Origin of the sequence: Streptomyces sp. HD (assembly GCF_028369295.1) — a bacterium.
In the GTDB taxonomy this organism is placed as follows: Bacteria; Actinomycetota; Actinomycetes; order Streptomycetales; family Streptomycetaceae; genus Streptomyces.
Genome location: NZ_JAQMYP010000040.1, coordinates 1 through 12,204, shown reverse-complemented (window position 1 = coordinate 12,204; position 12,204 = coordinate 1). Strand labels below are relative to the sequence as shown.

Genomic DNA, 12,204 nt, shown 5'->3' with positions numbered 1-12,204 from the left:
TGCCTCGTTCAACTTCCAAAGGCGGACGGTTATTTACGCGGCACATCTTGTCAATGATCGAACTAAATCCTACAGTCCAGCCACAGGTAGAGCATGGGATCGCTCCCACCCCCCTTCGTTCATCCAAGCAATGGAGCCGCGATGACCCCCCCACCTCGCAGGCCGAGCCGCAGACGCATACTCGGTGCCGCACTGGCCGTACCCCCCGCACTGATGCTGGGTGCGCAGACCGCACGGGCCGCTTCCTGGGGCACTCCAGTGACCGTCAACTCCTGGAACAAGATCAACGGAAGGTGGACCGCCAACAACGAGCTGCAGACGTACCGGCCGGACTGCGTCTGGTACGAGGGCAACACTCTGGTGATCAAGGCGTACAACGCCGGGGGTGGGGTCTACCACTCAGGCCGCGTGGAGTCGACGGCGCTGTACGGGTACGGCACATACAGCTTCACTGCGAACATGCCCAACGGGCGCGGACTGCTGCCAGCCGTCTGGGCGGCGTACCTGAATCCGTGGCTGCCGGAGTTCGACGCCGCTGAAATCGTGGGACAGAACCCGGGCGTCGTCTACCAAACGTCCCACGACGTCAATAACGTCCAGCAGCAGTTCTCGAAGACGAACTCCTCCGGCTGGACAAACTCGTACCACACGTACTCGTTCAGCTGGTTCCCGGACCACATCGACTTCGCCGTGGACGGCGCCATCACGGGCACCACCTGGTACAGGGCTCCGGCCGGGACGGGCCTGCGCTTCATCGCCAACATCGCGGTCGGCGGTGACTGGCCCGGCAACCCGGACTCCTCCACCTGGGCCACCCCTGACGGCGCCCGCTACCTCAAGATCTCCTCCATCACCCACACGCCGTACCGCCCCTGAGGTCAACCTGCCAAAGCCCCCTGACCGGTGTGTCGGGGGGCTACCAGCCACATGCTGAATTCTTCGACGAAGCCCAACCGCGACCTGCCGCAGAGTCACCAGGTGAGGGCGAGGCGCTACGCCAGTGGTGCCATCGCGTCGGGCCACCCGGTGCGATCGGTGGCGGCCTGGTGCAGCCGGCCGCTCACGCCTTTCAAGGTTGGGTGAATGCACCGTGGGTCGCCTCGCCTCGGCTCACTGAACGCGGCGCCGGCCGACAATGCGAGCATCGGCAGGATGGGCCGCGTGGAAAGCCGACGCGATGACGTCCCCTACCGCTGACCGGGCCAAGAAGCTCGCCAGGCTCCTGCGCGAAGACCTCGGCAAAGCGGGTGTCGACATCCCGCACAGCCTCGCGCTCGAACTGATCGCCCATCAGCTCGGCACCAAGGACTGGAACGTGCTCGCCGCCCTGACGAGCCGCGCCTGGAGCCCTGCCGCGCCGGACATCAGCCCGGGCGTGCCGGTCCTGCGCGTCATGTCAGTCGCACAGGCACTGCCGTTCCACCTCGACTACCTGGGCTTCGCCCTGGACCGGGAGCACCGGTTCGAGCCCGGGATGCCACTGTACGTGAGGTATCGCGCTCGTCAGCCGTGCTGCACCTCTCCGAACACCACGGCGACGGCGCCCTCAACAGCGTGGTCTGGATCCCGGTGCGCGATGTGTCCGCCCTGCACAAGGAATTGCTCGCCCGACCGGATGTGCCGGTACGTCCCGGTATCGATCCGGACGCGCCCGGAGGGCCGACACTGCAGGTCATCGATCCGTACGGCAATATCCTGAGATTCACACAGTCGCCATCCGAGCAGTAGCCGCCCCGGCAGAGCGCACTGCGGCACGCAATGCGTGCTCTGCCGACACGATCCCCCCCCCGCACGGACCACTCCACCGGGCCGCGACGACAGCAAGATCACGATCTACGGCTGGAGCCGTCAGCCATCTGCGCGCGACCCTCTGAGCCGGAGGGCGTCGACGATCTGGAGGAACGCCTCCCGGACCCCGCCGGCAACTCCGGCCCGGGCGCCAACACCATCGGTGACCCCGGCCTCGCCTGCCACGGACCCCCGCTGGGAAGCAGGAGTTCCCGCGAGCTGGGTGCGTCGAGCGCGTTCGCTCGCTCTCCCGGCGTGGCACACGGGGCGGCGCTGCCAATCCTTACGAGAGGCTGACACGCCCCCCGAGTCCTCGCCTTCGTGAGCGTCCCGTCCGTAACTCTGATCACGAAGCCGCGGTAGAGCGACGGAACTTGAGGACTGGAGGGAGTCATCAGCCACATGCGCAAACACGGAGCGTTGTCGCTGACCGTCCAGGTTCTGCCGGTCGGCGCCCGGAGGCGTCGGCGTTGGGCCGATTCGGCCGTCGTCTCCCAGTCCGGCGAGGTGGACCTGCGCGTCATGGTCGCGGTGATCGCCCTCGCCCCGCCGTCCGGCTTTGCTGCATCGGCATCGAATGCTCAGCCGCGGGGTGCTCAGGAGCAGCACTGAAGCGGCACTTGAATCGGAGAACTCGGAGGAGTCCCCATGCGACGCAACACACGCAAGCGATCGAAGACGACCCGCCGGGCTGTTGCCGCGGTGGCGGCGACGGCCCTGGGGGCAGGAGGGCTGATAGTCGCGAATGTGTACGCCCAGGCCGGTGAGAGCGGAGGCGGCAACACCACCAAGAGCTCGCCCCAGGATCGAATCGGCCAAGCCATGGCGGCGGGGGCCGCCACCATCGACTGTCCCGACGTCGGTACCCGGCTGCGGCAGGTGCCCGACCGGGCAAGGGCGGAGGTCGACCGGGAACTCGCACAGCTGGACCAGCAAGTCGCGGAGGCCTACCAGCGGTTGCAGAACTCGACCCGGGCCATACAGCAGGACGCCGGCTTCGCCGACAACGCGGTCATGGGCCCGTTGAAGGCCAAGCGGACCGCGACCATCGACCGCATCGCGATCGCCATCGGCCGGGTGGCCGACCGGCCGCAGGGACTGGAGTCCCTCGCCGCCTGCACGCTCCGGGCCTCCGGCACCGGTGAGGGCGGCGGGGGCCAGAACGGCCAGGGCCAGAACCAGGGAAACGGTGAGGACCAAGGGAACGGGCAGGGGGAGAACGCCGGCGGTGGTCAGGCCGGCAACGGTCCTGCCGGCAATGGTCCGGCCGCCTCCGACTTCGTGGACATCACCACCGTTCAGCCCAACGTCAGCAGCCCTGAGAAGCAGCAGAACGCCTCGCTCGGGAAGTTCACCACCGACTGCGGCGTGAACGAGAACAAGCTCTACAACTCCGACAACATCATCGTCGCTCCCGGTGTGGACAATGGGGCGCACCACACACACGACTACGTGGGCAACCAGGCGAACGACGCCTTCGCCGACAACCAGGACTTCGCGGCCGGAGAGACCACCTGCCAGAACCAGGGTGACAAGTCGTCGTACTACTGGCCGGTCCTCCGCCTGCAGGACGGCACCCAGGAGTTCGACGCCAACCAGCCCGGCGGTGGCGCGGAAGGCAACGTCGGCAAGATCCTCACCGCCTCAGAGGTCACTCTGGAGTATGTCGGCAACCCGAGCAGCCAGGTCGTGGCGATGCCCAAGTTCCTGCGCATCATCACCGGAGACGCCAAGGCCTTCACCAACGGAACGGCCAATGCCAACGCCGCGTGGAGCTGCACCGGCTTCGAGGACCGGCAGCTGACGGACAAGTACCCGATCTGTCCAGAGGGCAGCAGCGTGGTGCGCACGTCCAAGTTCCAGAGCTGCTGGGACGGCCAGAACATCGACAGCGCCAACCACCGCGACCACGTTGCGTTCGCCGACCCGCGCACCGGAGCCTGCCCGAACGGCTTCCAGGCCATCCCGCAGCTGGTGCAACGCCTGGTGTACGACGTGGACGCGCCCAGCCTGAACGACAACGGCCAGTCGCGCCCGTTCTTCTCCGTGGACGGGTTCCCCGAGCAGCTGCACAAGCCGATCACCGACCACGGCGACTTCGTCAACGTCTTCGACGAGCAGCTCATGAACCAGATGGTCGAGTGCATCAACACCGGCAAGACCTGCCAGTGACCCTGCTGAGCTGAGCAGGTCCGCCCAGACCGGGCCTGTCCGCGGCCATCGCACACCGCGGACAGGCCCGGGCGCAAGACCGACGCCGAGCACAGCGCACGGGACTCTTCGCTCACCCTCCCGCCACCTTACGAACCCCTTACGTGGCCGCACGAGAGCCCGGATCCGATCCTGCGCCTCCCTACGATCACCGCATGGCGACCTTTCGGCGGACCTGTCTTGTCACGGCCGTGCCGCTGCTCCTTGCCGCGGTCGGCCTCGCCCACCCTCACGGACTCTCCCGGGCGACGGCCGCGGACTGGACGCAGTTGCACATCGCGCTCCTGCCGGTCTTCCCACTGCTCACGATCGGACTCCTGGTACCTCTGTGGCAGCGCCCCCGCCGAGACCTCGCCGGCGTGGCCACAGTGGTGGCCTGGGTGGCCGCCTTCGTCTACGCGGCCTTCTACACCGGGCTCGACGCCGTCGCCGGCATAGCCGCCGGAACCACCGTCGAACACGCCCACGAGACCGCGCAACTGGGACCGCTGAAACATCCGCTCTACGACATTGGTGAGGCGCTCGGCCAGGTGGGCGCCTACGCCCTCATCGCCGCCGTGCTGGCCACCGCGGTGGCACTGTTTCCCCGACACGGCCTCCGGGTTCTGCCCGGCACAGCCGTGCTCCTCGTCTCCGGCTGGTCCTTCATCGACAGCCACATCTTCTGGCCGCGCGGGGTGTACACCATGCTGGGCTTCGCGCTCGGATTCGCCCTGCTCGTCTCGGCCACCTGCAGGGGAGCGGCCAGGCCGAGCCGCCACGGCAGGCTGTTGTAGTCGCCGCCCGCGTTCGGGTCCTTGCCCTGCTACAGCTACTGGAGCCGGTAGGAGGGGATGGTCAGTGTCTGGTCGCAGATCATCCACGCTGGCCTGGTCAGCCGGCCATTGAGGGCTGCTGAGGGTCAACTGGTCGCTGTACTCGGGTGCTGTGCCGCAGCCGGCCTGCTGCTGTTCCGTGCCTGGAACACAAGGTCGTCTTCGGGGACCCGCTCGGCCCTGGACGTTGACGTCCACATCGCAGATGTGGTCACCCTGGAGGCCCGCAAGGTGGCGAGGGATGCTGCGCGCGGTCCTGGATCTCACTCGGGCATCGACACGCGTCGGCGTACCGTGGAGGCAGTCGGGGGTGCCGGGGGGCGTGATGAGTGTCGAGTACGACGACCATTTCGACTTCAGAGGCGGGCAGTTCACAGGGCCGGTGATCGGCAGGGCCGACTATCAGCCGTATGTGCCTGCGCCCACTGCTGTCGATTCTCTGCCTGCCAGGACGGTTGGCTTCACCGGCCGCGATGACGAACTGCGCAGGCTCCTGGAGGCCTTGGATCCTGTGCAGCCGGGGCCTCAGGCCGTGCTGGTAGCCGCGGTGTCGGGGTTGGGTGGCATCGGCAAGACAGCCCTCGCGGTGGAGGCCGCCCATGAGGCCCGGGCTCGGGGGTGGTTTCCGGGCGGCACGCTCTTTGTCGATCTGCACGGCTACGACGAGTCGCCGATCGGCGCCGATGAAGCGTTGCAGTTGTTGCTGCGGGCGCTGGGCACCCGGCCGGAGCACATCCCGGTACAAGCGGAGGAACGTTCCGCGTTCTACCGCGCGGCGCTCGCCCGTCGCGCGCGGGAGAGCGGACCGGTACTGGTGGTGGCGGACAACGCCTCGTCGGTCAGCCAGGTGCGACCGCTGCTGCCCGGCGACTCTCGCCACCGCATGCTGACCACGTCACGACACAAATTCCCCACCCTGGGCGCTCGCCTGCTCGCCTTGGACGAACTGTCGACGCAGGGCGCCTGCGAACTGCTCGACCGCGCACTGCATGCGGCAGATCCCGCCGATGCGCGGATGGCGGGCCATGCCTCGCAGGCATCCGCACTGGCCGCGCTGTGCGGCTGCCTGCCGCTTGCCCTGCAGATCGCCGCGGCCCTGCTGATCGCGGACCACAGCATGTCCCTGAGTGAGTTCGGCCGCGACCTGACCGCGTCGCGCAGCCTTCTGGACCAACTGGATGACGGGGAGCGCAGCGTGCGGGCCACCTTCGAGCTTTCCTATCGCGCTCTTCCGGCCCAGCAGGCCAGGCTACTGCGGCTGTTGGCGCTCGCGCCGGGGCCGGAGACCGGCCTTGAGGCCATCACCGCGCTGCTGGGCGAAGCCGACTCGCCGCGCGCAGACCTCGCTGCGCTGGAGCGCGCGCATCTCATACAGCGCGGCAGCAGCCGGCACCGATGGCGCATGCACGATCTCGTGAGGGACTACGCGGCCCAGGTTGCCGAGAGCAATGACGTCCTGGCCGAAGAGGCCGCGGCCGCCCGGGAGCGAGTGCTGGAGCACTACGTTCACCGCACGGCCGCCGCCGTCGACCTGGTCCGCTGGTGGACAGACACGCCCGTGTCCCAACAGGTGTTCAGCAGCCGGGCGCAGGCCATCGCCTGGCTCGACACCGAGCGGGCGAATCTGCTGGCCACGATGCACGGCACGGCGCAGGCACGCCACGGCACCCTCCTGGTCCGGCTGGGCCTGCTGCTGGGCACCTACCTGTACTTCCGCCGCTACTACGACGACTTCGTCACCGTCAGCCGCCACACACAGGACACGGCCCGCCTTATCGGCGACCGCGCGGCCGAAGCCGAAGCCTGCAACTACCTCGGCCTGGCGCTGCGCTCGGCGGACCGGCCGGTCGAAGCCATCGATGCGCTCACCCGTGCCCGCGACCTGCTGGCAGCAGTCGGCGACCGGACCGGAGAGGCCTTCGCCTGGAACTTCCTCGGCTCCGCACTGCGTGTCGCAGGCCGCCCCAGTGAGGCACTTCCTGTCCTGGAACAGGCGGGCGAGCTGTTTCGTGCCCTCAGCGACAGCAATGGGCAGGCCTACGTCTTCAACAACACCGGATTCGCCCTGATGGACCTTGGCCGCCCTCACGACGCCATCGACGCCCACACCCGGGCACGGAAACTGTTCCGCACAGCCGGTAACCGTGACCGCGAAGCCAAGGCCTGGCGCAACACCGGCATCGCACTGCAGGCCACCGGCAACACCGCCGAAGCCGTCGACGCCTACACCAAAGCCCTCACCATCCAGCACGAGTTCGAGGACTGGCACACCATCGGCACCACCCACCAACACCTCGCCCACGCCCACGAGAACGCCGGCCACCTCGACCAGGCCCGACACCACTGGCTCGCCGCCGCCGACGCCTACGAACAAGCCGACGCCGAACCAGAAGCCATCCAGGCCCGTGAGCGAGCCACGGCCCTGCCTCCCCACACCGCCCCGACTCTCGAGCAATAGCCAGCGACGAGAATCGAACTCGCGCTCGCAGCTTGGGAAGCGACGGCGCTTGAGAGGCCGGATGGCCCGATGCGTATGCCACTCCTCCAGCAGGGCGCGCCGTTCCGGCGGAGCATCAGCAAGCAGAGCCGGCCCTTCTCGAAACAGGGCCGCACGCTCCTCGTGGATTGCGGAGTCGAAGTTCTGGAGCTGCTGACTCACTGGATCTGGCCTCACCCGGTTGCAGCCGCACCCCACCCGCCGACGGCGAGACACGAGGGGCCGCCAGCCCGCCTATCGCTGCCGGGGCCGTGCCGTAGGCGCCGCCGCGGTCGTCGTAGGTGTTGTCCAGGTCGTCCCGGGCTTCCAGGACCGGGACGAGGGGTGGCTCGCTGCCGGAATCGGGCAGCGGGGGCGTGACCGTGTAGTGCAGGGTGAAAGAGTCGTCCGCGCGTTTGAGCCGGGTGACGGTCATCTCGTGGCGGCCGTCGAGGATGCGGAGGGCGAACAGCGGGGTTCTGGTCATGTCGGTTCTCTGCCTGCCTCGGATGGTTCCCATGCGTTGAGTGGGCGATCGCGTACGACGGGGCTCCCGACCGCGTAGTGGACGTATTCGTGGACCAGGCGGAAGCCCGCCGTCCAGGCGAGGAGGCGGTCGGCGCGGCTGTGGACCGAGCAGCTCCAGCTGGGGAGGTGACCCCGTGCCGTGATGTCCGCGCAGAGCGAGGTGACGCAGGCGAGGGCGAGGTGGTGGCGTCTGCGGTCGGGGACGGTGTAGACCGCCACGTCCTCGTAGCGGGTGCCGCGGAAGTAGGTACATGCCACCGCCAGGATCCGGCCGGTCCGGCTGACGGCCGCCCAGGCGTGTCCGCCGACGGCGAGCCCACGCGGTCCGCCCCAGCTCGCCGAGAGCCAGGACGCCTCCGGCTCCAGCACGTGCACCGCCTCGGTGTCCGTGGCCTCCAAGCGCCTTACGGTCACGCTCATCGGGAGCTTGGCGGGCAGCGGTTCGGCCTGGAGGGTCCAGGTCATGCGCTCCCAAGGGGTGAGGCGTTCGAAGGCGGAGTCCAGCGCCGGCAGAAAGCGGGACGGCGCGTCGACGCGGCTGTCGGCCAGGGGCGCCAGCGTCTGCGGTGCCAGCGCGTCGGGCACGCCGCGCAGCACGACGTGACCGGCGCAGGATGCGGCGATGACGCGCGGCTCGACGGGGCGGTCGGCCCACCAGCGGCCGTTGCCCGTGGTCAGCACGTGCTCGGCGATGGCGGTGGGGCCCGGGGAACCCGTGGGGAACCACCGGCTGGGAGCGGGCAGGTCACGGGGGAGGATTTCGATCATCGGTGCCTCGGGGGGGAATAGGGAGTGAGGGCGGGGCGGGTCGAGTGAGGAGCCTTGCTGTTCGCCCGACCCGCTCCGCCGTGCTCAGTCAGTGCTGGCCGGCCTTGCTGCCGTGGTTGGACTTCTTCTTGCGGCGGTCCTTCTTCTTGCGAGCGCGCTTCGACATGCGCATCAACTCCCCTGCTGTGGATCGATGTTCAAGCGGTACGGCCGACCAGCAGGTCAGCCAGCTTGTTGAGGCGCCTGACCGTGCGGTCCTCGGTGGCGGCCGGGGCCGGCTCGACCCGCTGGTCGCGGTCGTAGTAGGCGCCGTTGACGATCTCGACCGCCGGGTCGCACAGCCGGACCAGGTGGGCGGCGCCCTCGGCGGGCGAGGTGCCCTCGTGGGCGTAGAGCGGGAGCAGGGCGGTGTCGCAGACGCCGGGGTGGACGGAGACCGCGGTCACGCGCGGGTCGGCCGCGAACACCGTGAGGGCGAGCTGGGACTGGGCGTAGGCGGCGAGCCGGGAGTAGCGGCGGGCGCGGTTGGGGTCGGCCCACTGGATCGAGGCCGTGCGGTGCAACGCCGACGACACGTTGACCACACGGCCGCCCGGGTCGCTGGTCAGCGCCGGCTCCAGCAGGCAGGTCAGGAGGTAGTGGGCGAGGAAGTTGACCTGGAAGGCGATCTCGTTGCCGTCGGCGGTCACGGTGTGCCGCTCGGGCGCGGCCATGCCCGCGTTGTTGACCAGCACGTCCAGGTGCGGGTGTTCGGCGACGACCTTGTGGGCGAGGGTCTCGACCTCGTCGAGGCGGGCGAAGTCCGCGCCGTACGCGCGCAGTTGCGGGGCGTCGATCCCCGCTGTCGCCGCGAGGCGGTCGGCGGCTGTGAGGGCCTCCTCGGCGGTACGTCCGTGCAGCAGCACGGTGGCGCCTCGCTCGACGAGGTGCCGGGCGGTCTCGTAGCCGATGCCGGAGGTGGCGCCGGTGACCAGGACGGTGCGGCCAGAAAGGGATGAAAGGGTGGACTCGGGCATGATCCCATCCGGGGTTGCGGGCATGCCCAGTGGCCCCGGCGGGGCGGTGGGCATGCGGTGAGAAAGGAAAGACGAGGGGCGCCGGATGGGGATCACGGCGCCCCTCGGGTCACGGAGAGCGCGTCAGCGAGAGGCGGGCGCTTCCGGACAGCGCGGCGCACGACTCAGCGGCCGAGCGGGACTCGGCGGCCGGTCGAAGAGAAGCCAGGCGCTGTTCACGTATTCCATGGAAGCGGTTCGGCACGGCACCGGCAAGCCGGAATCCCGTTCTCTGACGGGCTCCTGACGTGCGCTTACGGGACCTTGACGGGCGAGCCATGCCACCGGGCGCGGTTCAGCCAAGGCCGGGCACCCCCGAGATCAGCAGGTCGATCAGCTTGATGCCCACGAAGGGCAGCGCCAGTCCGCCGAGGCCGTACAGGAGCAGGTTGCGGCGCAGCAGGTCGTGCGCGGAGGACGGGGTGTAGCGGACGCCGCGCAGGGCGAGGGGGATGAGCGCCACGATGATCAGGGCGTTGAAGATGATCGCCGAAGTGATCGCTGAGGTCGGGCTGTGCAGGCCCATGATGTTCAGCGCATCCAGGCCCGGGTAGGCGCTCGTGAACATCGCCGGGATGATCGCGAAGTACTTCGCCACGTCGTTGGTGATCGAGAACGTCGTCAACGCGCCCCGGGTGATGAGGAGCTGTTTGCCGATCTCCACGATCTCGATCAGCTTGGTCGGGTTGGAGTCGAGGTCGACCATGTTGCCGGCCTCCTTGGCGGCCGACGTCCCGGTGTTCATCGCCACGCCGACGTCCGCCTGGGCCAGCGCCGGGGCGTCGTTGGTGCCGTCACCGGTCATCGCGACCAGCTTGCCGCCGGCCTGCTCACGTCGGATCAGCGCGAGTTTGTCCTCGGGAGTCGCCTCGGCAAGGTAGTCGTCCAAGCCCGCCTCCTGGGCGATCGCCTTCGCCGTCAACGGGTTGTCGCCGGTGACCATGACAGTGCGGATGCCCATGCGGCGCAGTTCGGCGAAGCGCTCGCGGATGCCGTCCTTGACCACGTCCTTCAGGTGGATCAGGCCGAGTACCCGGGGCCCGTCCCAGTCGTGCACCGCCACCAGGAGCGGGGTGCCGCCCGAGGCGGCGACCGAGTCGGCGAAGTGCCGTGCCTCGGACGGGACTTGGCCGCCGTACATCTGGACCCACTCGATGACCTGCTGGGCGGCGCCCTTGCGGATCGCGCACACCGCGCCGTTGTCCCAGCGCAGATCGACGCCGCTCATCCGGGTCTGTGCGCTGAACGCCACCCAGCGCGCATTCGTCAACTCGCCCTCGGCGGGCTCCCGCAGCCCGTACTCCTTCTTCGCCAGGACGACGACGGAGCGTCCCTCCGGCGTCTCGTCGGCCAGCGACGACAACTGGGCGGCGTCCGCGAGCTGGCGTGGGTCGATGCCGGGCAGGGGGACGAAGGCGGCAGCCTCGCGGTTGCCGAGGGTGATGGTGCCGGTCTTGTCCAGCAGCAGGGTGTTCACGTCACCGGCCGCCTCGACCGCGCGGCCCGACATGGCGAGCACGTTGCGCTGCACCAGGCGGTCCATGCCCGCGATGCCGATGGCCGAGAGCAGGGCACCGATCGTGGTCGGGATGAGGGTGACGAGGAGTGCCACCAGCACGGTCGTCGACTGGGCCGCGTTCGCGTACGCGGCCATGGGCTGCAGGGTGACCACGATCAGGATGAAGACGATCGTGAGCGAGGCCAGCAGGATGTTCAGGGCGATCTCGTTCGGCGTCTTCTGCCGGGCCGCACCCTCGACCAGGGCGATCATCCGGTCCAGGAAGCTGTGCCCGGGCCGGGCGCTGACCCGGACGAGGATGCGGTCGGACAGAACCGTCGTACCGCCTGTGACACCGCTGCGGTCGCCGCCCGCCTCCCGGATGACCGGGGCCGACTCGCCGGTCACCGCGGACTCGTCGACCGCCGCCACACCGTCGATGACGTCGCCGTCCGCCGGGATCAAATCGCCCGCCTCGACCAGGACGACGTCGAGTGGTTTGAGGTCGGTGGCTGCGACGGCCTCGGTGCGGGCGATGCGCGGATCGGTGCCGTAGCTCCAGTGCAGAAGCCGCAGCGCCACCGTGTCCGTGCGTGCCCTGCGCAGCGACTCGGCCTGGGCCTTGCCGCGGCCTTCGGCGACCGCCTCGGCGAGGTTGGCGAAGATCACCGTTAGCCACAGCCAGAGGCTGATCACCCAGGTGAAGACGGTCGGGTGCAGCAGCGCGGACAGCGTGGTGAGGACCGCGCCGACGGAGACGACGAAGAGCACCGGGTTTCTGATCAGGACCCGAGGGTGCAGCTTGCGCAGCGCCTCGGGGAAGGAACGGATGAGCTGCACGGGTTCGAACAGCCCGCTCGGGGCGCGACGGCGCCCAGTTCCGCCCTCCGTTCCGGGCCGGGCGGCTCGCTGGGGACGGGACGGAGGGGCCTGCTCTGGAGCGGCGGGAAACATGGAGACCTTCGTGTCTCGGTGGGGGACAGGGACGATGGCCGCCGACCCGTGGGGGGGGGGGGGGGGGGGGGGGGGGGGGGGGGGGGGGGGGGGGGGGGGGGGGGGGGGGGG

General features: G+C 69.3%; 9 protein-coding genes and 1 pseudogene. 6 read left to right on the top strand and 4 right to left on the bottom strand.

Annotation, left to right across the window (positions count from 1 at the left end; all coding sequences use genetic code 11):
• The first annotated feature begins 141 nt into the window (after window positions 1-141).
• From POF73_RS31905 to POF73_RS31880, 6 genes and pseudogenes are all read left to right on the top strand, one after another.
• Window positions 142-876 (top strand): glycoside hydrolase family 16 protein, encoded by a 735-nt coding sequence (locus POF73_RS31905; RefSeq protein ID WP_272122499.1) that lies wholly within the window; start codon window positions 142-144, stop codon window positions 874-876.
• A gap of 259 nt (window positions 877-1,135) precedes the next feature.
• Window positions 1,136-1,728, top strand: a pseudogene (locus POF73_RS46350) (glyoxalase superfamily protein).
• A gap of 462 nt (window positions 1,729-2,190) precedes the next feature.
• Entirely contained in the window at window positions 2,191-2,400 is a 210-nt protein-coding gene (locus POF73_RS31895; protein ID WP_272122496.1) for a hypothetical protein, read from the top strand.
• 36 nt (window positions 2,401-2,436) lie between these two features.
• Complete coding sequence (locus POF73_RS31890) at window positions 2,437-3,960, top strand: DUF1996 domain-containing protein (protein ID WP_272122494.1); 1,524 nt, start codon at window positions 2,437-2,439, stop codon at window positions 3,958-3,960.
• 194 nt (window positions 3,961-4,154) lie between these two features.
• Window positions 4,155-4,775, top strand: a complete 621-nt coding sequence (locus tag POF73_RS31885; RefSeq protein ID WP_272122492.1) for a hypothetical protein — start codon at window positions 4,155-4,157, stop codon at window positions 4,773-4,775.
• Between the two features lie 364 nt (window positions 4,776-5,139).
• A complete protein-coding gene (locus POF73_RS31880) occupies window positions 5,140-7,272 on the top strand; it encodes a tetratricopeptide repeat protein (RefSeq protein WP_272122489.1) in 2,133 nt (710 codons plus the stop codon).
• 115 nt (window positions 7,273-7,387) lie between these two features.
• Here the strand turns inward: POF73_RS31880 and POF73_RS31875 are convergent, their stop codons facing one another.
• From POF73_RS31875 to kdpB, 4 genes are all read right to left on the bottom strand, one after another.
• The gene (locus tag POF73_RS31875) at window positions 7,388-7,777 is read right to left on the bottom strand and encodes a hypothetical protein (RefSeq protein ID WP_272122487.1); all 390 of its coding nucleotides are present in this window, start codon (window positions 7,775-7,777) and stop codon (window positions 7,388-7,390) included.
• A complete protein-coding gene (locus POF73_RS31870) occupies window positions 7,774-8,586 on the bottom strand; it encodes a GNAT family N-acetyltransferase (protein ID WP_272122485.1) in 813 nt (270 codons plus the stop codon). Before POF73_RS31870 ends, POF73_RS31875 begins: the two co-directional genes overlap by 4 nt.
• A gap of 197 nt (window positions 8,587-8,783) precedes the next feature.
• Window positions 8,784-9,602 (bottom strand): SDR family NAD(P)-dependent oxidoreductase, encoded by an 819-nt coding sequence (locus tag POF73_RS31865; protein WP_272122483.1) that lies wholly within the window; start codon window positions 9,600-9,602, stop codon window positions 8,784-8,786.
• A gap of 334 nt (window positions 9,603-9,936) precedes the next feature.
• Window positions 9,937-12,093, bottom strand: coding sequence for a potassium-transporting ATPase subunit KdpB (gene kdpB, locus POF73_RS31860; RefSeq protein WP_272122481.1), 2,157 nt, complete (start codon window positions 12,091-12,093; stop codon window positions 9,937-9,939).
• Window positions 12,094-12,204: the final 111 nt, after the last annotated feature.

Coding starts and splice junctions, on each gene's coding strand:
- POF73_RS31880 (WP_272122489.1), top strand. CDS start 5,140: ATGAGTGTCGAGTACGACGACCATTTCGACTTCAGAGGCGGGCAGTTC.
- POF73_RS31875 (WP_272122487.1), bottom strand. CDS start 7,777: ATGACCAGAACCCCGCTGTTCGCCCTCCGCATCCTCGACGGCCGCCAC.
- POF73_RS31895 (WP_272122496.1), top strand. CDS start 2,191: ATGCGCAAACACGGAGCGTTGTCGCTGACCGTCCAGGTTCTGCCGGTC.
- POF73_RS31905 (WP_272122499.1), top strand. CDS start 142: ATGACCCCCCCACCTCGCAGGCCGAGCCGCAGACGCATACTCGGTGCC.
- POF73_RS31885 (WP_272122492.1), top strand. CDS start 4,155: ATGGCGACCTTTCGGCGGACCTGTCTTGTCACGGCCGTGCCGCTGCTC.
- POF73_RS31890 (WP_272122494.1), top strand. CDS start 2,437: ATGCGACGCAACACACGCAAGCGATCGAAGACGACCCGCCGGGCTGTT.
- POF73_RS31865 (WP_272122483.1), bottom strand. CDS start 9,602: ATGCCCGAGTCCACCCTTTCATCCCTTTCTGGCCGCACCGTCCTGGTC.
- kdpB (WP_272122481.1), bottom strand. CDS start 12,093: ATGTTTCCCGCCGCTCCAGAGCAGGCCCCTCCGTCCCGTCCCCAGCGA.
- POF73_RS31870 (WP_272122485.1), bottom strand. CDS start 8,586: ATGATCGAAATCCTCCCCCGTGACCTGCCCGCTCCCAGCCGGTGGTTC.